Origin of the sequence: Polyangium mundeleinium (genome assembly GCF_028369105.1) — a bacterium.
GTDB lineage: Bacteria > Myxococcota_A > Polyangia > Polyangiales > Polyangiaceae > Polyangium > Polyangium mundeleinium.
Genome location: NZ_JAQNDO010000001.1, coordinates 12,374,549 through 12,400,188, shown reverse-complemented (window position 1 = coordinate 12,400,188; position 25,640 = coordinate 12,374,549). Strand labels below are relative to the sequence as shown.

Genomic DNA, 25,640 nt, shown 5'->3' with positions numbered 1-25,640 from the left:
CCATTGCGATGCGCGCCCCCCTCGACTAGGGTCCGCGGGCGACATGTCCTACGGCAAGCTCGTTTCTCCCACGATTCTCGCAAGCCTCGTCCTCACGGTCGCCGCCTGCGGCGGCTCCACCGCGGAAAACCCGCCCCCGGCGGACCCGGCGAAGGCCACCTCGACCACGCCGAGCGACGCTCCCTCGGCCGCTCCGACGGCGACCCCGACCGCGGCGCCCGAGGCCAAACCCGCGGCCGAGCCCGAGAAGCCCAAGGGGCTCGTCCACGACGCGGATGGCCCCGATGGGATTCGCCGCTGGGCGCTCTGGGATGGGCCGAAGACGGCCGCGGCCATCACGACGCCGAAGGCGTGGGTCGTCGCGCCCAACCTGGGCCGCCTCGGGGAGACGAAGGAGTCGTTCGGCGCGGTCCGGATCAAGCTCGTCACCGTCGCGAAGGCCGACGCGAACGAGGTCGTCTACGAGGAGCGGGGGAACAAGTATGCGGTGCCTGCGGCGCTCGCGCGGCCCGCGGCGCCGCCGAAGGGGCTCAAGAAGGGCGCGATCGCGATTTGCAATTTCGGGCAAAGCCACTGGGTCGGGCGCATCGAGGCCGTGGACGCGAAATCGGCGACGTGCGCGCTCCGGTTCATGAAGAAGCTGCGCAAGGAGAAGCTCCCGCTGGAGGAGGTGCTCGCGTTCGAGGCGCCGCTCGGCATGGGGAGTTACGCGATGGTGCGCTTCGAGGGCGGCCCGGACACCGATACGTCGTACGCCGCGCAGATCCTCGCGGTGAGCGGCGAGGACGCCTGGGTCACGGTCGAGACGCAGTTCGGCAACGGATACGGGGCGCGCGAGGGGCGGAGCGTGCACAAGGTCAAGACGTCGAACCTGACGCCCATCGATGTCTCGAAACCCCTCGCGGTGGGCGCGCCTTGCCTCACCGAGGACGTTGTGCGCTTCGGGGCGTGCACGGTCAAACAGGTGTTCGACGGCGGCCTCGGGTATGTGCTGACCTTCAAGGACAACGCGTCGCCGTTCAAAGAGGAGTGGGACCTCGGCACCGTGGCGCCGCTCCCGAAGGAGGCGAAGCCGGCCAAGTAAAGGCCGTTCGCGACAAACCGCATGCCCTACGATGATCTCCTCGGCCGATTCGTGACCCTGCCCGTGCGGCGCCTGGGGCCGCCGGGCGTGTTTCTCGCCGTCGATTCGACGGACCTGCGCCCGAATGCACCGGTCTTGCTCCTGCCGCGGAGCGAGGTCCCCGAGGGCACGAAGGAAGGGGACGAGCTTCACGTCTTCGTGTATCTCGATTCGGACGGCCGGCCCATTGCGACGTTACGCACGCCCAAGGTGACGCTCGACGAGGTCGCCTTCCTGCAGGTGACGGACGTCAATCGGTACGGGGCGTTTTTCGATTGGGGCCTGGTGAAAGAGCTGCTCGTGCCGTACGGCGAGCAGACGCGTGACGTGCGCGTGGGCGAGCGGCATCCGATTGGGCTGTTTCTCGACGATCGGGGTCGGCTCGCCGGGACGATGCGTGTGAGCGAGCTCTTACGCGATCAGGGCGATTACGATCTCGACGCATGGATCGAGGGAGAGGCGTGGCGGAACGACCCCGACATCGGCCTGTTCGTCATTCTGGAGCGGCGGGTCGTCGGGCTCGTCCCGGCGTACGAGCCGCACGGGCTTTCCCGCGGGGAGGCGGCGCGGTTCCGCGTGGCGAACATCCTGCCCGACGGGAAGCTCGAGCTCTCGTTGCGGGGACACGCGCACGAGGAAATCGAGAATGACGCGGCGCGCGTGCTCGTGGTGCTCGGGCGTCCGGGCGCGCCGCGCGTCGGCGATCGGTCGAGCCCGGAGCAGATCCGGTCGCTTTTTCAGCTCAGCAAGAAGGCCTTCAAGCGGGCCGTGGGGCACCTCTTGAAGGAGCGCGCCGTCTCGATCGACGCGCAAGGGTTCCTCGTGCCAAACCGGCGCTAGCGGCGCGGCAGCGTCCGAGCGACGGGGCCACGGCGCAGATGTCGGCGAGCTTGGTCGCACGGTCCTGCGGGCGTCAAAACCCGTTCTTCCAGCGCACCAGGGGCACGCCGCGGGCCGTCGCCGGTTGGTCGTTTCCTTCGCGCAGCGTGATCGAGATACGCCAGATGTGATCACTGTTGTCGACGGGCCTTCCGTCGACCGTGATCGGATCGGACCGGCTCGCGCTCAAGGCCTGGAGGATCGGCTCGTCCAGGAAAGGCAGGCCCCGCAAGATTCTGCAATTCGTGTTCCTGCCGTCCGCGCGAATCGTGCACTGGACGCTGACCTCACCCTGGACACGTTCATACGCAGCCATGCGCGGGTATTTCAAATCGAACCCGTAGAGCTTGGCAGGACGAACGATCTTCGGGGCATAGCTGCGCGCACGGCTCGGCGCCTGGACCGGCTCGACGTTCGTCGCGGGCTCCGGAGCGGGCGCTTTTGCTTCCTTGTGCGTTTCGGGCTCGGCGTGCGTCTCGGGCGCCGGCGGCGGGGCAGGCTCTTCCTGCCGCGACGGCGGCCTGGGAGGCGCGGGCGCGACGGGCCTCGGGGCGCGCGGGGGTTCCGCGTTTTCGCTACCGTCCCCGGTCGGCACGGCGAGCGCGCGGGGCTCGGGCGTGGGCAAAACGGTGTCCGGCTCGTTTTCGAGGACCGTGACCCTCGGCTCGACGACAGGCTCGCCCGTCACGTCCACGGCCACGTCGCGGCTGCCCACCCCAAGGCCACCTGCAAGGAGCAGCGCGGCGACGCCAAAGGAAAAGGCGATCTCCGGCGCGAGGGGGCGCGACGCGGGCGCCTTTTGCGGGGCAGGCTGCGCATTCGTATCGCTCACGCGGAGCACGCGCGCCTGCCACCCGATCGGCGGCTGCACCTCGGGCTCGGCGTGGGGCAGCGCCGCGAGGATACGCTCGTATTTGCGCTGCGCGGTCGCGCAGGCGACACAATCGGCGAAATGCGGGTCGAGGGGCTGTCCCCGCTCGATCTGGAGGATTCCATCACGCTCGAAGCGGTCGCACATGGCCATGGTGTTCATCGGGGATCGACCCCTTTGTTTTCGAGGCATTGACGGAGCAAGGGCATGGCGCGCGCGACACGCGCCTGGAGCGTGGCGGGTCTCTCGCGGCAGATGCGCGACATCTCCTCGTACGAAAACCCCTCCTGATACCGGAGCACGACGGCGATTCGCACGTGTGGCTTGAGCTTGCCGAGGCACGCTTCGAGGGCCTCGGGCAGGTCGCGCGCGGCCACCTGGGTCTCGGCCGACGGCGCCGCGTCCATTTCTTCGGGCGGCTCCTCGCCGAAGACGAAGCGCGAGAACCACCTGCGGTTCGCCTTCAAGGCGTCGAGGCATCGATGGTTCGCGATGGCATACAGCCACGGCCGGAATCCGTTCGAGCCGGAGAACGTGCCGAGGTCCTCGAAAGCCTGGATGAAGACGAGCTGGTGCACGTCGTCCGCGAGGGGGCGGCTCCGGAGCACCTTGTGGCAATACCGGTGAATGGCGGCGCCATAGTCCTGCATGAGGATGACGAGCGCGCCGCGGCGATCCCCGCACGAAAGCGCCTCCTGGGCGCGTTCGTCCGGGCCGAGCTTCCGAGGCGCGTCGTCCACCGCCTCCCACCCGTGGACCCGTCCTGCAGCGAACACGTGTGTCATCGGTTGCCCTCCCCTCCATGGGCGACGGCCACCGGTCGGGGACAACAGAAAAAATGCGTGCAGGCGCTAAATGCGCGGAAGTGCTTGGATCTTCGTTCGCGCGTGTCCGCGGCCCCTTCTGCCGAGGGGGACGTTCAGCGCCGCCCGACCTTCTGCTCGAGCTCGGCCCACCGGATCCGCATCACGACGGGCCGGCCGTGCGGGCAATGGCCGGCGAAATCGACCTCGTCGAGCGCGCGGAAGAGCGCCTCGGCTTCTTCCTTGGAGACGGCGTCGCCGGCCCGGATCGAGCCGTGGCAGGCCATCGTGGCGAGGGCGAGGTCGACCGCGCCGGAGAACGCGCGCTCACCGACGCGCGAGAGCTCCGAGAGCAGGTCGCGCAAGAGGACGGCGGGCGTGGCGCGAGCGGCGAGGATCTGCGGGACGGCCGTGATCGCCGCGTCGCGCACGCCCCGCAGCGAGACGTCGAGGCCCGTGCGGCTGATCGCGTCCTGCGCTTCCTCGATGATCGCCGCCTCTTCGGCCGTGACCGTGACCATTTCGGGGATCAGCAGCCGTTGCGAGGCGACGGCGCGTGTTTCGTAAGAGCGGCGCAGGCGTTCGAAGGTGACGCGCTCGGCCGCCGCGTGCTGGTCGAGCACGAAGAGACCGTCTTGCCCCTCGCAAACGAGGAACGTGCGGCGGACCTGCGCGACGAACGAGAGCGAGCCGAACGCGCCCGGTCGCTCGGCCGTCTGCGTGCGCTCGTCGGCCGTCGGATACGGCATCGGGCGGGGAGGGGCGGCGATCGGCGGCGGCGTCGGGGTCGGAACCGGCAGAGGCGGAAGCGGCGGAGGTATATCCGCGGCGAGCCCCCACGGGTCCGGCTCGGGCGCGGAAGGAATGGTTTGTCCTGAAGGGTCATTCCGAGGATCCAGCGGCGGCAGCTCCCCCGAGCCATTCCAGGTCGTGTGCGGCGGCCTGGCCTCGTCCACCGGCTTTGGTTTTCGCTGGCCGAAGGGAGCAGGGCCGGAGGAATCGGCAGGGGCAGATGCGGGGCCCTTGCCGAAGAGACCTGGCAAAAATGCCGTCGCCGGCGGCGGGGGCGTGGCGGGCTCGGGCGGGAGGCTGCGCTCTTCGGCGCGATTCTTGTGGTAATGCGCCCACGGCGAGGCGCCGGGCGCGGGCAAACCAAAGGCGCGGGCCAAAGGCGCGGCGATGATCTTGTAGAGCGCGTCCTGGATCGCGCGGCCGTCGGCGAATCGGACTTCCGCCTTCTGCGGGTGCACGTTCACGTCGACGAGCTCGGGCGGCAGGTCGACGTGGACGACGCCGACCGGATAACGGCCCGGTTCGAGCACGCTGCCATAGGCATTGGCGACCATGCGCGCGAGCGTGCGGTCCTTGACGGGACGGCCATTCACGAAAAACAGGAGCCGCGTCGCGCCCGCGCGCGCTCGCTCGGGCCGCGAGAGGAAGGCTTCGACCGCGAGCGGGCCGCGCTCGCCTCGGCACGCGGCGAGGGGCTCGTCGTCGAAGACGTCGAGCGCGCGCTCTTCGCGGCTCTGCGTGCGCAGCCACTCGCGCGCGACACGTCCGTCCCGCGCGAGGACGAGCGTGACGTCGGGCCGGCAGAGCGCCGCAGCCTCGACGACCTCGGTGACGTGCGCGCTCTCCGTGCTCACGGCGCGCAGGAACTTGCGCCGCGCCGGGACGTTGAAGAAGAGGTCGCGCACCTCGATGCTCGTGCCCGCCGCGACGCCACACGGGCCGACGTCGGCGGGGCTCCCGCCCTCGATCCGGACGAGCGTGCCCTCGTCGTCCTCGGGCTTGCGCGTGCGCAGCGAGAAGCGGCTGACGCTGGCGATCGAGGGAAGCGCCTCGCCGCGGAAGCCGAAGCTCTGGATGCGGCGCAGGTCGTCGATCGATCCGATCTTGCTCGTGGCGTGGCGGAGGACGGCGAGCGTGGCGTCCTTGCGGTCCATGCCGCTGCCGTCGTCGGTGACGCGCACGAGCGTGACGCCGCCGCCCTCGATGTCGACGCGGATCCTGCGCGCGCGAGCGTCGAGCGCGTTCTCGACGAGCTCCTTCACCACGCTCGCGGGGCGCTCGACGACCTCGCCGGCGGCGATCTGGTTGGCGAGGTCGTCCGGAAGAACGTGGACACGCCCGGGCGGCCGCGTCACGAGTCCTCGGTCTGCTCTTGGGCCGCCGCGACCGCTTCGAAAAACGCCTTCGTGCGCGGGCTCGTGAGCGTGATCGTCGCGAGGACGAGCGCGCCCACGTCGAACAAGATCAGCCGCGCGCGTGGCAGCCAGAGCCAGAGGCGCCGGTCGAGAAGAAGCGGCCACGCCTCGCGTTGATCCGCAGGCGCCGTCGCGGGGAGCGCCGGCAAGACGTCAACGACGCGCACGACGGAGTCGACCCACGCGTACCGCGCGTCCCGGAGGAGCCAGAACGTCACGGTCGCGAGCGCGGCGTTCGCGAGCAGCGCCTGGATGGCGAGCATGCGCGCCCCGGGCCTGCCGCTCATGGCCATGCCGCTCGCGATGACGAGGAGCACGGAGAGCAGGAAGCGGCCCGCGGAGAGCGGGAAGGCGAGGTGGCTCATCTCGCCGAGCGTCCGCAAACGGGCGGCTTCCTGCAGCGCCATGAGCGATTCGATCGGCTCGGCGGCGTCCTTCAGGGACGACGTCAAGGTCGCGACGTCGGGCAAGTTGCCCTCGCGCAGGTACACGAGCGTCGCGAACGCCTCGGAGAGGCCCTGCACGCCGATGAGCCATGCGAGGATCATCGCCGCAACGAGGTACCAGGGCCGAAGCGTGCGCTTGCGCGCGGACGGGGGCGGAGGCGGCGCGGAAGTGCTCACGCAGGGGGGGCTCTAGCACGTTCCTGCGGGGCGGCGAACCACTGGTGGCGCGCCGCCACCCACGTGTACTAAGAAAATGCCCGCAAGAGGTACCGCGGTGGCCACCAAGAAGACCGAGCCGGGTAAAAAGACGACGAAAGCCTCGGCGGGCGGGGCGACCAAGCGAGGCAAGCGGAGCGACGCATCCGCCGCGGCGAGTGCCGATCGCCATGCCTCCGCGACGAGCGCCGAGCCGGCCGAGGCCGCCGAGGGCGCGGGAGACGACGAAGACCGCGCGGCCGAGCCCGAGGGCGCGGACGGCGAGGTGGTCGAGGCCGACTTCGAGATCGTCGACGACGACGCGGATGCGGGTTCGTTCGACAAGCTTCCCGTCGCGGAGCGCAAGGGCTCGCAGAAGAGCGACGCCGCGCTCTCGCGCACCGATCCGCTGCAGGCCTATCTGCGCGAGGTGCAGCGCCATCCGCTGCTCACGCCCGAGGAGGAGCAGAAGCTCACGCGGCACTACGCCGAGACGCAGGACGTGAAGACGGCCGCGCGCCTCGTGACGGCGAACCTCCGGCTCGTGGTGAAGCTCGCGTACGAGTATCGCCGCGCCTACAAGAACATCATGGACCTCATCCAGGAGGGCAACATCGGCCTGATGCAGGCCGTGAAACGCTACGATCCCTATCGCGGCGTGAAGCTCTCCTCGTACGCGGCGTGGTGGATCCGCGCGTACATCCTCCGGTTCATCCTGAACAACTGGCGGCTCGTGAAGCTCGGGACGACGCAGGCCCAGCGCAAGCTCTTCTTCAACCTGAACAAGGAGAAGGCGCGGCTCTCGGCGATGGGCATCGAGCCCACGGCGAGCGAGATCGCGCGGCGGCTCTCCGTGGACGAGAGCGAGGTCGTCGACATGGATCGGCGCCTGTCGAGCGGCGAGGCTTCGCTCGATGCGCCCGTCGGTGACAGCGAAGGTCGCTCGGTCTCGCGGATCGATCTCATGCCCTCGTACACGACCGGCCCGGACGCCGCGTTCGAGTCGCAGGAGATGGACGAGATCGTGCGCGAGCGGCTCGCGAAGTTCCGCGAGACGCTGAAGGGCAAGGACGTCATCATCTTCGACAAACGCATGGCCGCCGAGGATCCGCTCACGCTCCAGGAGCTCGGCGACGAGTTCGGCATCTCGCGCGAGCGCGTGCGGCAGCTCGAAGCACGGCTGACCACGAAGCTACGCGAGTACCTGCGCGAGGAGCTCGGCGACGCCGTCGGCGGCGCGAGCTAAGCCGTGAGCGGCGCGCCCGAGCGAGGGGTGCTTTACGTGGTGGCCACGCCGATCGGCCACCTCGGTGATCTGTCGCCACGTGCGGCGGAGACGCTGCGGAATGCGGCCCGCGTCGCCGCCGAGGACACGCGCAGGACGCGCGGGTTGCTCACGCACCTCGGGATCACGGGCAAGCCGATCGACAGGCTCGACGCGCATGCCTCGGCGCACGACGTGGCGCGCGTGGTCGAGCGACTGCTGGCGGGGGAAGACGTCGCGCTCGTGACGGATGCGGGCACGCCCGTCGTGAGTGATCCGGGCACGGACCTCGTGTGCGCGGCGGCCGAGGCCGGCGTGCGTGTCGTGCCGATCCCGGGCCCGAGCGCGGTGATGGCGGCGCTCTCGGCGTCGGGCCTGTGCACGGGCGCGTTCCGGTTCCTCGGCTTTTTGCCGCGCAAGGGACCCGAGCGGCGCGACGCGCTCGAGCTCGTGCGCGCGACGCCCGAGTCGGTGGTGCTCTTCGAGTCGCCGGAGCGCACGGCCGAGACGCTTGCGGACCTCGCGACGAGCCTGCCGAACCGGTCCGGCGCGGTCGCGCGCGAGCTGACGAAGGTGCACGAGGAGATCCTGCGTGGCCCGCTCCCCGAGCTCGCGCGTATCGCCGCGGAGCGCGAGACGCTCGGCGAGGTGACGATCGTGATCGGGCCAGGCGAGGCGCCGAAGGGCCCGCTCGTCGGCGAGGAGGAGCTCGATCGGCTCATCGACGAGCACCTCGCGCGCGGGCGGCGGCCGAAGGACATCGCCGACGAGCTCGCGCTCGTGTCGGGTCGTCCACGGCGCGAGCTCTACACACGCGTGCTCGCGCGGAAGCGGGACGAGCGGTGACGGACATCCACGCGGTGGTGTCGCGGCCGGGCCCGGTCGAGTCAGCGATCCTCGTGTCGCTCGGCGATTCGTTTGAGGTCAAGCGAAGGGCGCTGCCGCCGGTGACGTTACGGACGCTCGAAGGCGGGCAGGGCGCGCCGGTGTTGTTCCTGCACGGGCGGGGGTATGCGGGGACGATCTGGGCGCCGGTGCTCGTGGAGGTCGCGCGCTCGCATCGCGTGATTGCCGTCGATCTGCCCGGGTTTGGTCACTCGTCGTCGCTGCCGTTCCGCGGCGAGGATCGCTACGCGGCGGTGCGTTTTTTCGTCGAACCCATCGCCGCGCTCGTGCGCGAGCTCGGCCTCGCGGAGGCTTCGATCGTCGGGCACTCGCTGGGCGGGCTCGTCGCGCTGGAGCTCGTACTCGGTGGGCATGTGCGGCCGCCGAAGCTCGCGCTCGTCGCTTCGATGGGGCTCGGCCCCTGGGCGAGCCTGCGGTCGCGCGCGTTCTTTCGGCTGGGGCCGGAGCGGATCGCGCGGACGTTCGGCGCCCTCGGCTTGCCGCGCGACGGGCATGGAGATGCGTGGAGCGAGCGCCTCGCGCGCCTCGAAGTCGAGCTCTTCTCCGTGCTCGGCGGCAAGGCGCCGCCGGTGCGGGCGTTCGACGCGCTCTTGCCGATCGTCGGCCCCGCGTACGAGCGATCGTCGGAGCTTCAACGGATCGACACTGAGACGCTCCTCGTGTGGGGCGAGCGTGATCCGTTCCTGCCCGCGCCGATCGCGATCGGCGCCGCGGCCGCGATGCCCCGCGCGCGGCTCGTGATGTTGCCGGGGCTCGGGCACACGCCGCACATCGAAGGCGCGGCGCGTGTCACCGAGCTGCTTGCGTCGTTCTTTGCGTAGGAGCGGTTCAGGCGAGGTTGACGTCGACCTCGTGGAAGCCTGCGACGTGATCGTGGGCTTCGACCTGACGGCGGACCCAGGGCGCGTCGCGCTTGGCGACGATGATGATGTTCACCTCCTGGCCGGGCTTCGCCGTGATCCCGGACGTGGAGAAGCCCATCTTGCCGGCGTCGTCGAGCGACATCACGACAGCCTGCGTATCGCGCTTGGTCTCTTCCGAGATGAGCGTGTCGGCGTCTGCGCCCTTCACCATGTGCACCACGAAGGCAACGTGCATGGGCGGTATGGTCGCCTCGATCGTGGGGCGAGCGCAAGGGGCAGCGAATGCGGGTCAGCCGCGCTTTTTCTGGAGGTGCGCTCGCAATGCGCGCGCCTGCACGCGGTTTTTACGAATCTCCTCGGAGCGCGCCCGCGGGTCCGAGGCCATTTCGATCCTGTCGCCCTCTTTTTGAAGAGTCTTATAACTCGCGAGCCGCTCGGCGGAGAGCGCGCCCTCCGCGACGGCCTTCTGGACGGCGCATCCAGGCTCTTTTTCATGGCGGCAATCGGAGAACCGGCAATGGGCCGCGAGGTCCGCGACGTCGTCGAAGGCCTCGTCGAGCCCCGACCCCGTGTCCCACAGGCCGATCTCGCGCATGCCCGGCGTGTCGATCACGATGCCGCCCGTCGGGAGCACCACGAGCTCGCGCCGCACGGTCGTGTGGCGGCCCTTGTCGTCGTCGTCGCGGACCGGCGAAGTGGCGAGGCGATCCTCGCCGAGCAGGCGATTGATCAGCGTGGATTTGCCGACCCCGGAGGAGCCGAGCAGGACGCCGGTCGTGTTGTCGCGCAAGTAGCCGCGCACGATCTCGATGCCCTCGCCCGTCAGCGAGCTCGACGCATGAATGGGCACGCCGCGCGCAATCGCCGAGGCCGCTTCGATCGCAGGGCCGGGATCGACGAGGTCGGCTTTGCTGAGGAGGATGACGGGGTCGGCGCCGCTCTCGCGGGCGAGCGCGAGGTATCGCTCGAGCCTTCGCGGGCTGAAGTCGCGGTTGAGCGAGCTCACGAGGAAGACGTGATCGACGTTCGCCGCGACGACCTGCGGCTTCTTGTCGAGGCCCGCCGCGCGGCGAACGAAGGCGGTGCGGCGCGGCAAGATCGCCTGGATGACGGCGCGTCCTTCGGTGTCCGGCGTCTCGTCGAGGACGACCCAGTCGCCGACGGCCGGCATGTCGAGCGGGCTCTCGGCTTCGTGGCGCAGCCGGCCCGTGATGACGGCCCAGCGCTCGCTCGTTCCGTCGTGCACGCGATAGGCGCCCCGGTGCTCGGTGACGACGCGGGCAGGCAGCCGCGTGGCCGCATGCTCGGCGGTGTGCGCGGCGAAATGGCCGGCGAATGGGGGGGTGAATCCGAGTCGGACGAGGTCGGGGTTCATGCGGGAGGTGTCGCTTCCCCGAGACCTTAGCAGAGGAAAGGACGGCCTTCCGTCAGGCTTCTTTGCGTTCGCCGAGCAGCTCCAGCCGCGCGATCGTCGCGCACGTCTCGCTGATGGCCCGCATGAGGCGCAAGCGATTCTCGCGGACGGGGATGTCGTCCGTCATGACGTACACGTCGAGGAAGTAGCGGTGAAGCAGCGGCGCGAAGCTTGCGACCTCGCGCAGCGCGCCCGCATAGTCGCCCACGCGGCGCAGATCGACGAGCTTGGCCGCGAGCACGTGGTAGCCGTCGTGGACGGCCTTTTCGCTCGCGTGATCCTCGGCCCGCGGCGGGGTCGGCGTGCCGGCCGGCGCGCCGCTCGCGATGTTCGTGGCGCGCTTGAAGACCTCGCCGACCCGCGCGCGCGTGTCCGCGTCGAGGCCCGCGAGCGCCGTCGCCCGCGCCCGCGCGTCGAGCGGACGATCGGAAGCGACGGGCAACGCCGCCGCGACCGCGTCGCTCGGCAGCTTCGCTTCGAGCAGGCCGCGCAGGCGCTCGGTGAAGAAGTCGCCGAGTTTGTCGCCGAGCTCGCCGGGCCCGAGGTCGAGCGAGACGCCGCCGTACCCGTCGTACGCCGCGCGGAACGCGTCCGAGAGGCGCAGGTCGAGCCCACGATCGAGCACGGTGCGCAGGATGCCGAGGCACGCGCGCCGCAGGCCGTACGGATCGGCCGCGCCCGTCGGCGTAAGGCCGATGGCGAAGCAACCGACGATGGTGTCGAGCCGATCCGCGATCGACACGAGCGCGCCCGCGTCCGACGGCGGCGTCGCTTCCTGCGCGCCCTTCGGCTGGTAATGCTCGCGGATCACGTCAGCGACCGCGGGGCTCGTGCCTTGCGCGAGCGCGTAGGAGCGACCCATCTCGCCTTCGAGCTCGGGGAACTCGCCGACCATGAGCGAGACGAGGTCACACTTCGCGATGTGCGCGCCGCTCGCCGCGGCCATGATCGTGGGCTCGGGGAGCTGGAGCAAAAGGCCGAGCTCGCGCGCGAGCCGCTCGACGCGCTCGGCCTTGCCGAGCATCGTGCCGAGCCGCTTCTGGAAGACGATGCCGGCGAGCTTCGTACGCCGCTCGGCGAGGGGCACCTTGACGTCTTCGCGGTAGAAGAAGCGCGCGTCCGAGAGCCGCGCCCGCATCACGCTGTCGTTGCCGCGCCGGATGTTTCCGGGGTTCTCGGCGGTGTTCACGACCGAGAGGTATTTCGGCAGGAGCTTGCCGTCTTGCCCCCGCAGGCCGAAGTACCGCTGGTGGCCCTTGGCGACCGCGAGGATCACGCGCTCGGGCAGCTCCAGGAACTCGTCGCCGTAGCCGCCCACGATCACGTGCGGCTCCTCGACGAGCGAGAGGTTCTCCTCGATGAGGAAGTCGTCCTCGATGAGCGTGCCGCCCGCGGACTTCGCCGCTTCGAGCAGGCGCTCGCGCATCACACGCGCGCGCTCCTCGGGATCGACGAGCACGTGCGCCTTGCGGAGCGCGTCCACGTACACGCCGGCCGAGCCGATCGTGATCACGCCCGGCGCGAGGAAGCGGTGGCCGTAGGTGATGCGCCCGCTCTTCACGCCGGCGACCTCGACGTCGAGCACGTCCTCGCCGAAGAGCGCGATGATCCAGTGGATCGGCCTGCCGAACGCGAAATCCCCCGCGCCCCAGCGCATCGATTTGCGGAAGGGGATCGACGTCGCGATCTGCGCGAGGGCCTCGGGCAGGAGCGCGGAGGCGACCTTGCCGGCTTCGCGCCGCGTGCCGACGAGGTACTCGCCTTTGGGCGTCTCGACGCGGCGCAGATCGGCCACGGCGCCGCCGATCTTCGACGCGAACGCCTCGGCCGCCTTCGTGGGCACGCCGTCCTTGAACGCGGCTTTGACGGGCGGACCCGTGACCTCTTCTTCGAGATCCGGCTGGCGCTCGGCGATGCCGGAGACGAGCACGGCGAGCCTGCGCGGCGTACCGAGCGCGCGGATCGCGCCGTGCACGAGGCGCAGATCCGAGAGGCGTTTCTTCAGGAGATCGGGGAGCGCGCGGAGCGCGGCGTCGACGAACGAAGCGGGCAGCTCCTCGCAGCCGATTTCGAGCAGGAGGTCGCGGGTCTGGGACATGGGGCGCGCAACGTAGCGCAAACGGGCGGCTTGGGGCAGGGGAAGCGTGGGGGACGTTTGGGCGCGGGTGGGTACGTCCCAGGCGCGTGCCGGTTACTCCGCCAGACGCGCGAGCCTGCCCTCGGCGTTCAGCTCGCAGGTCCCCGTCAAGGCGCCCGAGAGCGTCGCCGTCAACGCGAGCTCCACGCGCAGCGACGTGTCGGTCAGCGTGAGGGTCCCGCTTTCGATGGTCAGGCTTCGCGTCGTCCCGTCGACCGTCTCGGCGGGGCAACTGGTTTGACGCACCTGCGCGACATCCCCCTCCACGTCGGCGATGACCGTGGCGCCGCACGCCGCGTCCCACGCCACGGTGTCGCCATTGTCGTACAACGTCAGCTCGAGGGACTCTTCCGTTTCGGGGACGGACGAACCATCGGAGCAATCGCCGCTCTGCGAGAGATCCCCGACGAAGGTGCCATTCCAATCCGGACCGCAGGCGACGAGACACAGGGCCAGGATTGAAGTTGCAATCGTTTTCATGGATCACCCCTCGCTCGTGGCGCTCTTCTTCTTTCGCGGCTTCGCGAATCGGCTGAAGTACGACTCCACCCGCGCCGCATCGTTCGGAAACTTCTTCGTCAAATCCGCGTGCAGCTTGATTCGCTCCTCCACCCAGCGGCGCTTCACGTCCGCGATCGTCTTTTCCTTCAGGAACGCGAGCTCCTCCTCCACCTTCGTGCACGCGGCATCGGCGGCCTCGACGGCCCCCACGGCGTCGAGGAGCCGGGCGAAGTATTCGTCGTGCAGAGGCTTGAAGCCGGGCTTGTCCTTGTCCTCGTCGAGGGCCTTGAGGATGGCGCGGACCCTCTTGGGCTCGACCTCCCGCGCGTCGGCCTCCGTCACGGAGCGGAGACCTTCGGGGAAATAACGCCGATAACGCGGGTCGTCCCGGTTCTTGTTGCAGAGGTCGAAGAGGCGCAGGTCGAAGGAGCGGACGAGCCGATCGACGACGCGGTCGCAGCCGGAGATCACGGCCTCGTGCACCTGGACCTGCTCCTCCAGGTCCTCTTGCTCGCGATGTTTGGTTTTCAGCTCGGCGTGGACGGCCGCGAAGCCGGCCTCCATCCCTTGCGTCTCGGCGTCCGCGCGGACGGCGGAGAGGGTGAATGCGCCGCGCGTGCGGTACTGGTCGGTGGGGGTGTCCTCACGAGGGTTGTCCATCCCTGCAGAGTACGCTGGCTCGCTTCGTTTGTGCAAGGCTCCGCACGTCGAAGCCAGCACGGTGTGGTTCACGGCTTGTCTTCGCCGGCTCCGCCGCCGTGGTTTGCTTTCCACTCCCTCTGCCTCTTCGAAGGCATCTCTCGGGTCATCTCCGCGAGCGCGAGCATGCTCTCGCCGAGCGAGCCCCGGACGGGCATCTCGACGGCAAAGTCCTCCGCTCCCGCCTCCGCGACGCGCCGCCATTTCTCGTCGACCGGCTGGCCGACAGCGTCAGAACAATCGACCAGCCAATGCAGGTAATAGGGAATGGCCGAGGCATACCGCGGATCCTGATGGCTGAACGCCTCCTCGAAAATCGTCAGGGCTTCCTGCGGCCTCCCGAGCGCAAGCGCGATTCGTGCTTTGGAGCTCCCGTGGGACCATCGATCCGTGACGTTATCAAAGGGGAACCGCCCCCAGGCATCACACGCCTCGTCGGCCTCCGCGTAACGGCCCGCCTCGAACAGAACCGTCTCGCGGCTCATCGCGACACTTCGTGCCAACCATTGGTCGTGATCGCGGTGGCGGTTTGCCTCCAGAAAGGCATCGACACCCGCGAGCACTTCATCGTATCGCTCCTCGTTCAATAGCTCCAGGAAATGAAGCCACGCGTGCTCGAAGTCATGTTGCAACTGCAGCCGGTCGAGGCAGGTCGCGCATACCCGTTCGCTGAAATTCGTCTGCGTGTGCGTGTGGGTCGCAGGTCTTTTTTTGCAAAACCAGCAAAGCTGATGGGGTTCGTTGGCGGACGGCACGTCACTTCCTCCTGCATCCGATTCAGTTCGGGCGATAGCCTGGCCGTGGACATTTATAGTCGGGCCATTTTCCATTGTCCTTTCTGCATTCAAAAAGACATGAAAGGCAATCCTTGCCGCTCCCGAAGTCGCGGTTGGTATTTGGTTGGTGTTGATTATCGAGACACTCGTGGAAAGGGGGATCGCACTTGTCATTGATGCGCTTCGGCCACCTCTTGATCGCCTCGACCACCTCCTCCTTCGGTTTGTCCTCCGACAACACGACGGCCGCGATGACCACGACGACCACGACCACGACGATCGTCACCCCCCCGGGGCCCGCGACGACCACCTCGGCCAGCTTGACGATCTCGGGTAGAACCGTGACGTTCGCCAGCACGCCTCGTGCGGGCAGATGGCCGCCGTAGGAGATGAGCACGGTCCTGTCCGTCGAGAACCCCGCGTCCGTCATCGTTCGCAGCGCATTCATCATGCACTGCTCGAGCCCGGCGTCATCGAGCCGCGGGCCCTTGGGCGCCACCGCCTGCACCCGGTCGTCCGTGAGCTCGACCTTGAAGCCGATCTCGTACGCCTGGCGCCGAAGCCGCCCCGTCCCCTCTTCCGCGCACGCTTGCAGCGCACGGACCGTAAACGCAGGGAGCGAACCCTGCGTCCGCTCGGGCGCGACCGCATGTTCCTCGCTCGACCCGCACCCCATCGGCACCATGCACACAGCCATGCATGTAGCCAGGAGCATTGCCCACGCAAACCGCCAACCGTTCGCCCGCTCGCGCCGGAAGGCGGAGAGGGCGAACGCGCCGCGCGTGCGGTACGGGTCCGTGGGGGTGTCCTCACGAGGGTCGTCCATCCGTGCAGAGTAAGCTTGCTCGCGTTCTTGATGCAAGGCTCCGCACGTTGAGGACGGCGCAGAGGGTCTCTGGAAGCTTCCGCGTCGTGCAGGGACGTGCACCGAGGGGCGTTCGTGTCGTCCGCGTCGTGCAGGGACGTGTACCGAGGGGCGTTTCGTGTCGTCCGCGTCGTGCAGGGACGTGCACCGAGGGGCGTTCGTGTCGTCCGCGTCGTGCAGGGGCGTGCACCGACGGTGCTTCGTGTCGTCCGCGGCGTGCGGGGGCGTGCTGGAAGGGCATTTGATGCCGACGTGCGCACGACGGGGGAGGGACGGCCCCTCACGAAAGCGCGACGCGGTGCTGCCGAGCGAGCTCGCGCGGGGTTACTTGGCCGCAGCGCTGGTCGAGGTTCGCGCCCGCGGCTGCGAGGCGCCGGAAGACCTCGACGTGCTCGGGCCGCGGGGCGAGTCCACCGAATGCCGCATGAATTGCGAGGAACGCCGCCGTCCGCCCCTCACGATCCGGGCGATCGACCGCCGCGCCATGTTTGATCAAAAGCTCGACCCCTTCGAGGCTCCCCGCCTTCGAGGCGATGTGCAGCAGGAAATCGTAGCCGACGACCGGCTCCAGGTCGGCGCCGAATGCGGAGAGGAGCAGATCGAGGACGGCGAGGGGCTTTTTCCCTTTTCGCGTGACGAATCCGGCCGTCAGGAAAAAGCAGGTGGCGGGCGCGGGCGGCCGGGCGAGCAGCGCCTTCACGGCCAGGGTGCGGCCGAGCTCGCAGGCGATTTCGAGCGGGGTGAAGTTCGTCACGGGGCCTTCGTGGGTGGCGTTGGGGTCGGCCCCGGCGTCGAGCAGCGCTTTGAGGACGGGCGGCCCCGCATTCGCCGCGGCGAGGTGGAGCGGCGTGCCGCTCGGTGACGCGAGGTTCACGTCTCCGCCCGCGGCCACGAGCGTCCGGACCATCTTCGCGTCGTCCACGAGGTGGAGCCCCGCCAAACGATCGACGCGGGTTTCATTCGGCGAAAAGCCCCGCGCGAGGAGCAGGTCGAGCGACCGGTGGGCTTTCGCCAACACCACCATCGGCACGAGCGCCGGGCCGTCCGCGGGGAGGTTGTCGAGGAGCGCGCCGAGGGCGCTCGGATCATCATGACGAAGGGCGGCGGCGAGGGCCTGGGCGGAGCCGGCGGGCGTGATCGTCATGCGTCATCGAACCACCCGTGGCTCCGGGGGTCAACAATGCATTTGTGCGAACGAGGAACGCAGAAATGCGCCGCCGAGGAGCATTCCTCAGAGGAGATTCGCGGCCGCGAGCGAGAACATCGGGCCGTCCGCGCCGGTCGCTCCGCTCTGGCTCTCCAGGCCTTTGACGAAAAGCGTCCCGGTGCCGACCGCCACGGGGTACTTGTAGACGACGCTGTTGTCACGCGCGTCGAGCAAGAGCGGCGTCGTGGTCTCATTTTCGATGTCGTAGGCGAAGAGCCCGAAGTTGCCTTCGTAGACGATCTTGTCCTTGAATTTGCACCACGTCATGTCGTGGCCCGGGTGATGCGCCTCGGCGAACGTCTTGTTCATCGTGTAGCTGGCCTTGATCTTGCCCGTGATGTTCTCGCGCGTATCCGTGGCTTTGTCGTAGCGGAAGAACTCGCGATCCTGCGAGTAGACGGCCCCGCCGGAATAAAAATCCGCGCCGCCGACGCGCTTGTCGTTCTGCACCCATTTCGCCTTCGCATCGTTGAGCTCCGCGAGCCAGAGGCGGCCCCCTTCGCTGAACATGAGCGTCGTGCCGTTGACGGCGAAATTGGTGAATTCACCCATGACGTTGGGCGCGATGAGGTCGTCGAGTACGAGCACGTCCGTCGGATTCGCTTGACCGGGGGTCCACTTTTGAAGGACGAACTTGCCGGAGTCGTTGTTGATCACCGTGACGTAGAGATCGTCGCCCGTCACCGAATAGGCCCACCATTTCTGGCCGAAGGCCGGCGCGGGCAGCACGAGCTTTCCGCGCGGCATTTCGGGGGAACCGGCGGCGTAGGTGTTCGCGCCGTCGAGCTCGTTCATCGAGGCGACCATGGTGCTCGACGCCGCGAAATTGATGTTGTCCACCGGGTTCGGGCTCGAGACGCCCGTGAGGTAGGGCTTGAAGGTGTAATCGGTGCGCTGCTTCTTGCTGTCGTCGAAGCTGCGGAGGCGGGGGTTTGCGCCGTTCACCTCGACCCAGTAGAGGGTATTGCCGGTGGCGAGGAAGTCCTGCGCCGGCGTCTCGATGAAGACGTCACGTCTCCCTTCGAGCTCCTCGCGCATCGCCTCGAATTCGGCGAGGTCCTCCTCCTGCGTTTGTTCTTTCTCGCCGCCATCGGCTCCGCAGCCGGCGAGGAGGAAGGCCGTGAGGCAAGCGGCGACCATTCGAACACCGTTCATGGAGACTCCTTGCTCTTCTTTGCGCACGCTGCGCGACGCGCGAGCTTCAACGCCGGTTCTCGAAGACGGAACCAGGCGCGCGGGCAGCTCCTGCGTCGCGCTCTGTCGGGGGCAGAGGATAGGGATTTCGTCCTCGGTATCAAGGCATCGTTCCTCCCGGAGGGGATGAACAATGTCCGAGCACGAGCAATGGAGGGAAAGGTTCTCGCGGAAGGGGGCGCGACGCCGGTTACCCGAGCACGTCGGCCATCGAATATCGCCCGGCCGGTTTTCCGAACAGATACCGCGCCGCGCGCAAGGCCCCGCGGGCAAACAGGTCCCGGTTCGTCGCCCGGTGCGTCAATTCGAGGCGCTCACCCGGGCCGAGGAGGTGCACCGTGTGATCGCCGATCACGTCGCCGCCCCGCATCGCGAAGACGCCGATTTCATCCGCGGCGCGGGGCCCCACGTTGCCCTCGCGCCCCGTCACCGTATGCAATCCTTTTCGGGCGTCGCGCACCGCGTCCGCGAGCCGCGTCGCCGTCCCGCTCGGCGAATCCACCTTCGCCTTGTGGTGCGTCTCGACGATCTCCACGTCGAACCCAGGGCCGAGCCGGCGCACCGCTTCGGCCACGATCTCGGCGAGCACCTGCACGCCGAGGCTCGTGTTCGGGGCCCAGAGCACCGGGATCGTCGCGGCCACCTCGTCGAGCTTTTTTTCGGTGTCCGCGTCGAGCCGCGTCGTTCCGCTCACGACCGCGACGTTCTGCCGCCGCGCCACCGCGAGCACACGCGAGAGCGCCTCGGGGCGTGAAAAGTCGATCACCACGTCCGCCCCGAGGAGCGCCGACGCCACGTCGTCGCTGATCGCCACGCCGAGGTTGCCCGCGCCGGCCACGTCGCCCACGTCGAGCCCGAGGTGGCGCGATTGCGGCGAGGCAAGGGCCCCGACAATGGAAAAACCCTCCTGCGCCGCGAGGCGTACGATGCTTTGCCCCATGCGCCCCGTGGCGCCCGCGATCGTGAGTTTCACGACGTGGCCTTCGGGAAGTTCGCGTCGAGCTGCGCGAGCGCCTCGGCCACCTTGCGCTGCGTGGCGTCGCTCGCCGGCAGGAGCGGCTGCCGCACCGCGGGCGTCATGCGGCCTATCGCCGCGAGCGCCGCCTTCGCAGGCGCCGGGTTCGGCTCGAGGAACATCGTGGTGTGCAGCTCGACGAGCGCGAAATGGCAGGCCTGCGCCCGCACGAAATCGTTCGCCAGGAGCGCGCGCGTCACCTCGCTGACCTCGCGCGGCCGCACGTTCGACGTGACGCTGATGACCCCGCTCGCGCCCACGGCGCCGAACGCCAGCGTGAGTACGTCGTCGCCCGAGAGCACCGTGAGCCTGTCGCCGAGCTTGCGCTTGAGCTCCTGGCAGCGGAGCACGTTGCCCGTCGCGTCCTTCAGCGCGACCACGTTCGGCGCGCGCTCGCAGATCTGCGCCGTCGTCTCCGCCGAGAGGTCCACCACGCAGCGGCCCGGGATGTTGTAGAGCACGATGGGGCAGGGGACCGCGCGCGCGATCGAGAGGACGTGCTCGCGCATGCCGTCCTGCGAGGGCTTGTTGTAGTACGGCATCACGACCATCACGGCGTCGGCGCCCGCCGCGAGCGCCGCCTTCGACGCGCTGATCGTCTTCTTCGTGGAGAACGATCCCGTCCCGGCCACGACGGGCACGCGTCCCTTCGCGACCTCGACGACACGCTTGATCACGAGGACCTGCTCTTCGTCCGAGAGCGTCGGCGATTCGCCCGTGGTGCCACAAGGCACGAGGCCCGAGACACCCCCCGCGATCTGCGCCTCGACGAGCGCGTCGAGCGCGGCGAGATCGACAGCGTCGCCATCCGCAGTGAACGGCGTGACGAGCGCAGTAAACGTGCCTGAGAACGTGAGGGTTTGCATCTGCGCGCGACCTTGGATGGCTTCATGGGGCACGTCAAGTTTCCGCGGCCCCGGCCGTACGTCGCGATGAGGACGGACGGAGGATCGCGGAAAAATACGGGCAGGGAAGCGGATTCGGCGCCGGATCGCGCGCGGGATCGAGCTCGCGAGGCGCGAGGATCTTCGGCCGTACGGGCCGGCGCGCTGGAACGGAGGCTGCCTCGGGGCGCGGACGCGACCTTGCCAAGCGCGGCGCATGGACCCACGTTCCGACCATGCAGTCGCTGATGGACAAAGCTCTGATGGGATACGTCGAGCTCCAGGTGGGCTCGCTGAAGGTCGAGATCCCGATCCGCGCGGCTGGGGAGGCTTCCTCGGCAGAGCCAGCCGCAAAGTTCGAGATGGAGGGCGACTCTTGCGCGATTGTCGTCCGAGGGGACGCGACCTCGAAGCAGGTGGAGCGCGCGATGCAGCGGGCCGCCCGTGAGGCCGTGCGTCAGTTGTCGCGAAAGCTGCTCAACTAACGAGGGAGCACGAGCATTTCGAATACCATGCTAGGCTCGCGCACCGGATGAGCTAGCTGCCCGGCCTCCGGCGGACGGGCGCGGGAGAGCATGGCTTTGGGTCGAACGGCACGAACGGGTGTGGGGCCTCGGCCCCACGGTCGGACCAGGATCGGAGCTTGGGTGACGGCGACGGCGCTCGGCGTCGCGACGCTCACGGGACAGCCGAGCAAAGCCGCGGCCGAGCCGGTCGTCGGCACGGCCAAGGGGATCGTGGGTGGCGCCTTGCTCGGCGGCGAGATCGTCGCGATCGGGATGGGCGCGTTCGGCGTGAGCAAGGGCTGGCCGTACCTCGTGTTCCCCCCGCTCGCCGCGGTCGGCGGCGGGATCGGCGGCTACTTCATCGAGCAGGCGGCGCCACCGGCCGAAGTGCCGCTCTACATGCTGGCGGGTGGCATGGCGCTCGTGATCCCGACGATCATCGTCGCGTTGAACGCCACGCTCTACAAGGCGCCGGAGACCTACCCGAACGAGCCGGTGCAGAACCAGCCGGCGGGGGAGCCGGCCTTGCCGCGGACGAGCAAGCGTCCGGTGCACGTGCCGATGTCGTTCGTGGACATGCATGAAGGACAGTTCGCGCTCGGCGTGCCCGCGGTGGAGATCCGCCCGGTGTACACGCCGGAAGAGATGGCGAAGTTCGGGGTCGCGCAGGCGCGCGAGGTGAAAATCCCGGTCTTTCAGGCGAGCTTCTAAGAACGCCGGAGCGCTCGGGACGTGCCTCCGAGGCACGTTGCGCAGGCGCTCTCGGGCGGGGACACTGAGGCAGGCGGGCGCGCGCGGCGCGGGCCCGAAAACCGCCATGTCCCGCATCTATCCGGTCGAAGCCTACTCGTACGCGTCGCGCTTCAACCTGCGTGAGGTCGAGGCCTGGTTGCCGCCCGATCGCGGCATGCGCTCGACGAAGACGCAGCTCATCGTGTCGCTCGACGGCGACCGGCTCGCCTACCTCTTCGACTTCGGGGCGATCGTGTTCGTGAACGTCCCCGACGCCGAGCGCGAGGGCATCGTCGACACCTTCAACAGCAAGCTCCAGCAAGAGCCCCATCCGCCGCTGCGCGAGAGCTTCCTCATCGAGGTGCGTCCCGGCTCCGCCGTCGAGGTTCGCTTCGATCGGGTCGTCGTGCCGGACGTCGATTCGACCACGCTCGACGTCATCGCCACGGTGGTCGCGCAGTCGGTGGCGATCGACTACTACGACGAGGACGTGCAGGCGATCCTGGATCGCGTGGGCGCGGTGGCCGGCGAGGTGGGGCGGCAAGGGCGGCCGCTCGGCAGGACGCGTGACTTCGTGCGGTTCGTGGGCACCGCGATGGCTTCGCAGGTCGAGATCATCACGGCGATCTCGCTTCTCGACAAACCCGAGCTCACCTGGGAGAACGAGGCCGCCGATCGTCTTCACGACAAGCTGCGGAACAACCTCGAGATCCAGGAGCGGCACAAGGCGCTGGAGATCAAGCTGTCGACGATCCGCGAGACGCTCGGGACGCTGATCGAGTTCAGCCAGACGCGTCGCATGCTCTTCCTCGAAGGCTCGATCGTCGTGCTCATCGTGTTCGAGATCCTGCTCAGCTTGATGAAGCTGAACTGATCAGAACCGGGCGCGCATGGCCACGAGGGTGCCGATCACGCACGCGGCGAGCCCGAAGATCGCAGCGGCCACGTAGCCGAGGCGCGAGGCGCGGCGCAGGGCGCGCGAGGGGGCGTCGTGGCACTCGGGGTCGGTCGCGAGGAGGGCCAGGAGCGCGAGGCAGGCAAAGACGAGCGCGCCGAAGGAGAGGTGCAGCTTGCGCTCGAAGAGCCAGCCGAGCGCGCGCGAGGCGAGGAAGAGGCGCTGGCGGAGGTGGACGCGGTACGGGAGATCGAGCCAAACGCCCGTCGCGAAGGAGGCCACGACGAGGGAGGTCGTCGCCGCGGACGCGAGGCGGATCCAGCGCGCGAGGGGAGCGTCCTTGCGGAGGCGTACGAGGGCGACGGCGAGCGCGACGAGGGCGAGGGTCGAGATCCAGGCGAGGACGCCGTGGACGAGCGCGACGCGGCGGAGGAGCTCGGACGTCACGGGACGAGCGCTCCCTGGAGGGCCAGCGCGATCGCGGCGGCGAAGGCGATGCGCCCGAGCCAGACGGCGGCGGCCTCGATCGATCGGGAGGCGAGCGCGTGGCCGCCGAAGACCGCCGCGCCGCCGGTATACGCCGCGAGGAGCGCGCGCCACACGAAGCGGCTGCGATCCGACCAGACGACGATCGCCGGGTCGGGCTCGGGGAACCACACGGACTCGATCAGCCGAAGCACGACGTAGGCGAGCGCCGCCCCCGCGAAGCCGAACGCGAGCGCCACGAAGCGTCGTCTACGCGTCGCCGGCACGCGTGCGCTCCTCTGCGCTTTGCGCTCGCGCGTGATGGGCGCGGACACGCGGGCACTCTGGATCCGGGCCGAGCGCGCCGTCGAGGTGTGTCGCGACGACACGGCATCCGCCCCGGCACACCGAGCGGATCGCGCAGGACCGGCAAGGCTCGGCGTCGTGCGGCGCGCGCCAGGCTTCGAGCGTCATGTCCGTTGTCCACGCCGCGCGCGCGCGGCCTTGCCACGCGTCCTCGGCCCGTGCGTCTGCGGCCGGCGCGAAGCTGCACGGCGCGAGCGCTCCGTCGATCCGCACGGCAGCGAGGTAACGCCCCGCCTCGCAGCCGAGCACGCCGAACCGCGCGAGCGCCGCCGCGTCCCGCACGTGGCCCGAGAGCAGCGGCACGAGCGAGCAGTCGACACGGATCGCAAGGTTCGTCGCGGCGAAGAGCGCTTCGAGCGTGGGCCCGAGCGCGTCGACCTGCGCCGGCGAGAGCCGCGTCGCCAGGTACGAGACGTCTGCCGCGCGTCCAGCGGGTTTGTACCGCAGCAGTTGAAGCTCGCGCGCGCCGAGCGACGCCGCCCGCCGTGCCGTCTCGGGGAGCGTGTCGAACGTCTTGCGCGTGAGCACCACGTTGATCCCGAACGGCACGCCTGCCTCCGCGAGCAGCCGCATCGCCCGCTCCGCGACCCGCGCGCCTTCCCAGCCGCGCACCTCGCCGTACGCCGCGCCCTCGCCGTCGTAGCTCACGTTCACCTGCGCGAAGCTCGAAAGCTCCTGCGCCCGCTCGCTCGTCATGCCGATGCCGCTCGTGGTGAGCACGGGGACGAGCCCGAGGCACCGCGCGGCGTGGCCGAGCTCGCCGAGATCGGGCCTCGCGAGCGGCTCGCCGCCCCCGAACGCCACCGTGAACACGCCCGCCGTCGCGAGCGCCGAGAGCCGCGCCGTGATCACCTCGAACGGCGGGCTCTCGCCGTCGGGTCGCGCGTCGAGGTAACACCCCTTGCATCCGGCCCCGCATCGCGACGTGACCGCCACGTGCGCTTCGAGGGGCCTCGCTCGGCGCGTCGTCTCCGCGTCTTGCCAGACCGCGCCGCCCGCGAGCCCGAGCCGCTCGGCCGCGCCGCGATCGATCGCCACGAGCGTGCCGTCGTCGAGCCGCACCCACGCGCCGAACGGTTCAACGCGCGCCCGCATCGCCTCCCTCGTCGCGCTTTCCGTCGCGCTCGCCGCGTCCCTTGTCCTTGCGCTCCTCCGCGCCGCCCCCGAACGCCGCCGCGATCCCCGCCATCACGACGCCCGCGGCCACGGCCGAGAGGAACAAGAGATCGAGCGCGCTCCCCACCGACGAGCAGTTCGCCCCCGGGCCCCTGCGCACCACGAGGATCTCGTCCGCCGCGATCGGCCCCGGCCCGATCTCCACGGCGCCCTCCGGATCACGGCGCGCCTCGTCCCTGTCGTCCTGCTCGTTTCTCACAGCCCGAAGCTCTCCAGGTAGCCCGCATTTGCGGCTTCGAGCGACAGGAACGCCGCGGCGAGCACGCCGATCATGCACACGACCGCGCGACCGATCCGCGCGGCCGTGCGCCCGTCACGCGACCCGAGCCGCCACGCCCGCGCCACGATGTCCACGCCGAGCACGCCGAACCCGAGCCACAAGAACGGCCGCACGTCGCCCTCGCCGTGATGCCGGACCAGGATCGCCGCCGCGCCCCCGAGGTAAAGCGCGAAGGCCATGGACGATGGGCGGATCACGGCGCGCACGATCGCCTCGGGATCATGGCCCGGCTTCCGGAAGAGCCGCACGATCGACAGGGCGCCGATGAGACCGAGCGCGCCGAGCACGCCCGACGCGACCCGCGCGATCCTGGCGCGACGCACGAGCCGCCCGATCTCGGCGTACAAGCTCGGAACGAGGTCCGGATACTGCGACACAGCGCGGTAGGCGGCCGCGAGATCGCCCCGTTCGCGCTCGAGCGCCGCGAGCTCGTTCAGCGCGAGCGCGCGCGTGAGCTTGTCGGCCGCGGGATCCTCGATCGCCTCGTCGAACGCGGCTGCGGCTCGGCTCGGTTCTTCGAAGCGGTGCCAGAACGCCTCGGCCACGATGAGACGTGCCTCGGCGCGCACGCGGCCGGCCGGGAAGGTCGCGGCGTCACGCGCGAGCGCCTCGATCGTGGCGCGGTCCGGGCTCGGCGTCCTGCGCACGGCTTCGAGGCGCGCGAGGGGCGCGAAGTCCCCTTCGGCGTGGGCACGAAGATCGGCGGCGCGTGTGCGGGCCATCCTGGCGAATGGCGCGGAGGGATCGATCGACAGGACCGCCTCGTACCCCGCGAGCGCCTCGCCGAACCTGAGCTCGGCGGCCGCTCGTTCGGCTTGCTCGTACGCGGCCTTGGCCCTCGCGCGCCCGTCCGGTGCGACTGGCTCGGCGGAGGCCACGGAGGCGAGCCCGAGCACGACGGCGAGCACCCCCGCGCGGAGCGTCATCACGACGGCAGCCTAGAGCGCCGACCCGTTCGTGCGGCTGGAAAA

General features: G+C 69.5%; 28 protein-coding genes. 8 read left to right on the top strand and 20 right to left on the bottom strand.

Translation table 11 applies throughout. The features are described from left to right. Nucleotides 1-43 precede the first annotated feature (43 nt). Both POL67_RS49135 and POL67_RS49130 read left to right on the top strand, forming a co-directional pair. Entirely contained in the window at nt 44-1,084 is a 1,041-nt protein-coding gene (locus POL67_RS49135) for a hypothetical protein (RefSeq protein ID WP_271929183.1), read from the top strand. A 21-nt stretch (nt 1,085-1,105) separates the two neighbouring features. Continuing rightward, the gene (locus tag POL67_RS49130) at nt 1,106-1,963 is read left to right on the top strand and encodes a CvfB family protein (RefSeq protein ID WP_271929179.1); all 858 of its coding nucleotides are present in this window, start codon (nt 1,106-1,108) and stop codon (nt 1,961-1,963) included. A 73-nt stretch (nt 1,964-2,036) separates the two neighbouring features. Here the strand turns inward: POL67_RS49130 and POL67_RS49125 are convergent, their stop codons facing one another. The 4 genes from POL67_RS49125 to POL67_RS54025 all read right to left on the bottom strand — a co-directional run bounded on the left by POL67_RS49125 (nt 2,037) and on the right by POL67_RS54025 (nt 6,506). Beyond that, nucleotides 2,037-3,035 (bottom strand): energy transducer TonB, encoded by a 999-nt coding sequence (locus POL67_RS49125; RefSeq protein ID WP_271929177.1) that lies wholly within the window; start codon nt 3,033-3,035, stop codon nt 2,037-2,039. Further along, nucleotides 3,032-3,658: an RNA polymerase sigma factor gene (locus tag POL67_RS49120; RefSeq protein WP_271929175.1), complete on the bottom strand. Its 627-nt coding sequence runs from the start codon at nt 3,656-3,658 to the stop codon at nt 3,032-3,034. The genes POL67_RS49125 and POL67_RS49120 overlap by 4 nt, the downstream gene beginning before the upstream one ends. 134 nt (nt 3,659-3,792) lie before the next feature. Beyond that, nucleotides 3,793-5,823, bottom strand: coding sequence for a DNA mismatch repair endonuclease MutL (mutL, locus tag POL67_RS49115; RefSeq protein ID WP_271929173.1), 2,031 nt, complete (start codon nt 5,821-5,823; stop codon nt 3,793-3,795). Then, nucleotides 5,820-6,506, bottom strand: coding sequence for a hypothetical protein (locus POL67_RS54025; RefSeq protein WP_271929170.1), 687 nt, complete (start codon nt 6,504-6,506; stop codon nt 5,820-5,822). The genes mutL and POL67_RS54025 overlap by 4 nt, the downstream gene beginning before the upstream one ends. A gap of 97 nt (nt 6,507-6,603) precedes the next feature. Here POL67_RS54025 and POL67_RS49105 point away from each other — a divergent pair, with 97 nt between their 5' ends. From POL67_RS49105 to POL67_RS49095, 3 genes are read left to right on the top strand one after another with little or no spacing between them, the layout of a single operon-like run. Continuing rightward, the gene (locus tag POL67_RS49105; protein WP_271929167.1) at nt 6,604-7,770 is read left to right on the top strand and encodes an RNA polymerase factor sigma-32; all 1,167 of its coding nucleotides are present in this window, start codon (nt 6,604-6,606) and stop codon (nt 7,768-7,770) included. 3 nt (nt 7,771-7,773) lie between these two features. Next, the gene (gene rsmI / locus POL67_RS49100; RefSeq protein WP_271929165.1) at nt 7,774-8,634 is read left to right on the top strand and encodes a 16S rRNA (cytidine(1402)-2'-O)-methyltransferase; all 861 of its coding nucleotides are present in this window, start codon (nt 7,774-7,776) and stop codon (nt 8,632-8,634) included. Next, nucleotides 8,631-9,515, top strand: coding sequence for an alpha/beta fold hydrolase (locus POL67_RS49095; RefSeq protein ID WP_271929162.1), 885 nt, complete (start codon nt 8,631-8,633; stop codon nt 9,513-9,515). Before rsmI ends, POL67_RS49095 begins: the two co-directional genes overlap by 4 nt. A gap of 7 nt (nt 9,516-9,522) precedes the next feature. On the opposite strand, the gene POL67_RS49090 is transcribed toward POL67_RS49095, so the two are convergent. The 11 genes from POL67_RS49090 to dapA all read right to left on the bottom strand — a co-directional run bounded on the left by POL67_RS49090 (nt 9,523) and on the right by dapA (nt 20,231). Further along, nucleotides 9,523-9,792 (bottom strand): hypothetical protein, encoded by a 270-nt coding sequence (locus POL67_RS49090; protein ID WP_271929160.1) that lies wholly within the window; start codon nt 9,790-9,792, stop codon nt 9,523-9,525. 54 nt (nt 9,793-9,846) lie between these two features. Further along, entirely contained in the window at nt 9,847-10,932 is a 1,086-nt protein-coding gene (gene rsgA / locus POL67_RS49085; protein ID WP_271929158.1) for a ribosome small subunit-dependent GTPase A, read from the bottom strand. Nucleotides 10,933-10,984: 52 nt separating this feature from the next. Further along, nucleotides 10,985-13,069 carry a glycine--tRNA ligase subunit beta gene (glyS, locus tag POL67_RS49080; protein WP_271929155.1) on the bottom strand — a complete coding sequence of 695 codons (2,085 nt, stop codon included), beginning with the start codon at nt 13,067-13,069 and terminating at the stop codon, nt 10,985-10,987. 93 nt (nt 13,070-13,162) lie between these two features. Continuing rightward, nucleotides 13,163-13,588: a hypothetical protein gene (locus tag POL67_RS49075; protein ID WP_271929153.1), complete on the bottom strand. Its 426-nt coding sequence runs from the start codon at nt 13,586-13,588 to the stop codon at nt 13,163-13,165. A 3-nt stretch (nt 13,589-13,591) separates the two neighbouring features. Next, a complete protein-coding gene (locus POL67_RS49070; RefSeq protein ID WP_271929151.1) occupies nt 13,592-14,269 on the bottom strand; it encodes a hypothetical protein in 678 nt (225 codons plus the stop codon). 68 nt (nt 14,270-14,337) lie between these two features. Further along, complete coding sequence (locus tag POL67_RS49065) at nt 14,338-15,138, bottom strand: hypothetical protein (protein WP_271929149.1); 801 nt, start codon at nt 15,136-15,138, stop codon at nt 14,338-14,340. Further along, nucleotides 15,086-15,910, bottom strand: coding sequence for a hypothetical protein (locus tag POL67_RS49060; RefSeq protein ID WP_271929145.1), 825 nt, complete (start codon nt 15,908-15,910; stop codon nt 15,086-15,088). The genes POL67_RS49065 and POL67_RS49060 overlap by 53 nt, the downstream gene beginning before the upstream one ends. 319 nt (nt 15,911-16,229) lie before the next feature. Next, nucleotides 16,230-17,093, bottom strand: coding sequence for an ankyrin repeat domain-containing protein (locus POL67_RS49055; RefSeq protein WP_271929142.1), 864 nt, complete (start codon nt 17,091-17,093; stop codon nt 16,230-16,232). A gap of 87 nt (nt 17,094-17,180) precedes the next feature. After that, nucleotides 17,181-18,311, bottom strand: a complete 1,131-nt coding sequence (locus POL67_RS49050; RefSeq protein ID WP_271929140.1) for a hypothetical protein — start codon at nt 18,309-18,311, stop codon at nt 17,181-17,183. Nucleotides 18,312-18,540: 229 nt separating this feature from the next. Further along, nucleotides 18,541-19,323 (bottom strand): 4-hydroxy-tetrahydrodipicolinate reductase, encoded by a 783-nt coding sequence (dapB, locus tag POL67_RS49045; RefSeq protein ID WP_271929139.1) that lies wholly within the window; start codon nt 19,321-19,323, stop codon nt 18,541-18,543. Continuing rightward, the gene (gene dapA, locus POL67_RS49040; RefSeq protein WP_271929137.1) at nt 19,320-20,231 is read right to left on the bottom strand and encodes a 4-hydroxy-tetrahydrodipicolinate synthase; all 912 of its coding nucleotides are present in this window, start codon (nt 20,229-20,231) and stop codon (nt 19,320-19,322) included. The genes dapB and dapA overlap by 4 nt, the downstream gene beginning before the upstream one ends. A gap of 281 nt (nt 20,232-20,512) precedes the next feature. On the opposite strand from dapA, the gene POL67_RS49035 reads away from it, so the two are divergent. From POL67_RS49035 to POL67_RS49025, 3 genes are all read left to right on the top strand, one after another. Next, the gene (locus POL67_RS49035; RefSeq protein WP_271929136.1) at nt 20,513-20,734 is read left to right on the top strand and encodes a hypothetical protein; all 222 of its coding nucleotides are present in this window, start codon (nt 20,513-20,515) and stop codon (nt 20,732-20,734) included. Nucleotides 20,735-20,896: 162 nt separating this feature from the next. After that, a complete protein-coding gene (locus tag POL67_RS49030; protein WP_271929134.1) occupies nt 20,897-21,466 on the top strand; it encodes a hypothetical protein in 570 nt (189 codons plus the stop codon). Between the two features lie 106 nt (nt 21,467-21,572). Next, nucleotides 21,573-22,361, top strand: coding sequence for an RMD1 family protein (locus tag POL67_RS49025; RefSeq protein WP_271929132.1), 789 nt, complete (start codon nt 21,573-21,575; stop codon nt 22,359-22,361). On the opposite strand, the gene POL67_RS49020 is transcribed toward POL67_RS49025, so the two are convergent. The 5 genes from POL67_RS49020 to POL67_RS49000 are packed head-to-tail and all read right to left on the bottom strand — an operon-like array spanning nt 22,362 to nt 25,598. Continuing rightward, entirely contained in the window at nt 22,362-22,829 is a 468-nt protein-coding gene (locus tag POL67_RS49020) for a hypothetical protein (RefSeq protein WP_271929131.1), read from the bottom strand. After that, nucleotides 22,826-23,134 carry a hypothetical protein gene (locus POL67_RS49015; protein ID WP_271929129.1) on the bottom strand — a complete coding sequence of 103 codons (309 nt, stop codon included), beginning with the start codon at nt 23,132-23,134 and terminating at the stop codon, nt 22,826-22,828. Before POL67_RS49015 ends, POL67_RS49020 begins: the two co-directional genes overlap by 4 nt. Then, nucleotides 23,118-24,308: a radical SAM/SPASM domain-containing protein gene (locus POL67_RS49010; protein ID WP_271929127.1), complete on the bottom strand. Its 1,191-nt coding sequence runs from the start codon at nt 24,306-24,308 to the stop codon at nt 23,118-23,120. The genes POL67_RS49015 and POL67_RS49010 overlap by 17 nt, the downstream gene beginning before the upstream one ends. Continuing rightward, nucleotides 24,292-24,588, bottom strand: a complete 297-nt coding sequence (locus tag POL67_RS49005) for a hypothetical protein (RefSeq protein ID WP_271929126.1) — start codon at nt 24,586-24,588, stop codon at nt 24,292-24,294. The genes POL67_RS49010 and POL67_RS49005 overlap by 17 nt, the downstream gene beginning before the upstream one ends. Further along, nucleotides 24,585-25,598: a hypothetical protein gene (locus POL67_RS49000; protein ID WP_271929125.1), complete on the bottom strand. Its 1,014-nt coding sequence runs from the start codon at nt 25,596-25,598 to the stop codon at nt 24,585-24,587. Before POL67_RS49000 ends, POL67_RS49005 begins: the two co-directional genes overlap by 4 nt. Nucleotides 25,599-25,640 lie beyond the last annotated feature (42 nt).

Bases quoted from the DNA above. Each gene is read 5' to 3' on its own strand.
- POL67_RS49135 (WP_271929183.1), top strand. From the start codon at position 44: ATGTCCTACGGCAAGCTCGTTTCTCCCACGATTCTCGCAAGCCTCGTC.
- POL67_RS49060 (WP_271929145.1), bottom strand. From the start codon at position 15,910: ATGGACGACCCTCGTGAGGACACCCCCACGGACCCGTACCGCACGCGC.
- glyS (WP_271929155.1), bottom strand. From the start codon at position 13,069: ATGTCCCAGACCCGCGACCTCCTGCTCGAAATCGGCTGCGAGGAGCTG.
- POL67_RS49130 (WP_271929179.1), top strand. From the start codon at position 1,106: ATGCCCTACGATGATCTCCTCGGCCGATTCGTGACCCTGCCCGTGCGG.
- POL67_RS49055 (WP_271929142.1), bottom strand. From the start codon at position 17,093: ATGACGATCACGCCCGCCGGCTCCGCCCAGGCCCTCGCCGCCGCCCTT.
- POL67_RS49070 (WP_271929151.1), bottom strand. From the start codon at position 14,269: ATGGACAACCCTCGTGAGGACACCCCCACCGACCAGTACCGCACGCGC.
- POL67_RS49025 (WP_271929132.1), top strand. From the start codon at position 21,573: ATGTCCCGCATCTATCCGGTCGAAGCCTACTCGTACGCGTCGCGCTTC.
- POL67_RS49010 (WP_271929127.1), bottom strand. From the start codon at position 24,308: ATGCGGGCGCGCGTTGAACCGTTCGGCGCGTGGGTGCGGCTCGACGAC.
- POL67_RS49090 (WP_271929160.1), bottom strand. From the start codon at position 9,792: ATGCACGTTGCCTTCGTGGTGCACATGGTGAAGGGCGCAGACGCCGAC.
- POL67_RS49120 (WP_271929175.1), bottom strand. From the start codon at position 3,658: ATGACACACGTGTTCGCTGCAGGACGGGTCCACGGGTGGGAGGCGGTG.
- POL67_RS49125 (WP_271929177.1), bottom strand. From the start codon at position 3,035: ATGAACACCATGGCCATGTGCGACCGCTTCGAGCGTGATGGAATCCTC.
- rsgA (WP_271929158.1), bottom strand. From the start codon at position 10,932: ATGAACCCCGACCTCGTCCGACTCGGATTCACCCCCCCATTCGCCGGC.
- dapA (WP_271929137.1), bottom strand. From the start codon at position 20,231: ATGCAAACCCTCACGTTCTCAGGCACGTTTACTGCGCTCGTCACGCCG.
- POL67_RS49075 (WP_271929153.1), bottom strand. From the start codon at position 13,588: ATGAAAACGATTGCAACTTCAATCCTGGCCCTGTGTCTCGTCGCCTGC.
- POL67_RS49065 (WP_271929149.1), bottom strand. From the start codon at position 15,138: ATGGAAAATGGCCCGACTATAAATGTCCACGGCCAGGCTATCGCCCGA.
- POL67_RS49035 (WP_271929136.1), top strand. From the start codon at position 20,513: ATGGGATACGTCGAGCTCCAGGTGGGCTCGCTGAAGGTCGAGATCCCG.
- POL67_RS49050 (WP_271929140.1), bottom strand. From the start codon at position 18,311: ATGAACGGTGTTCGAATGGTCGCCGCTTGCCTCACGGCCTTCCTCCTC.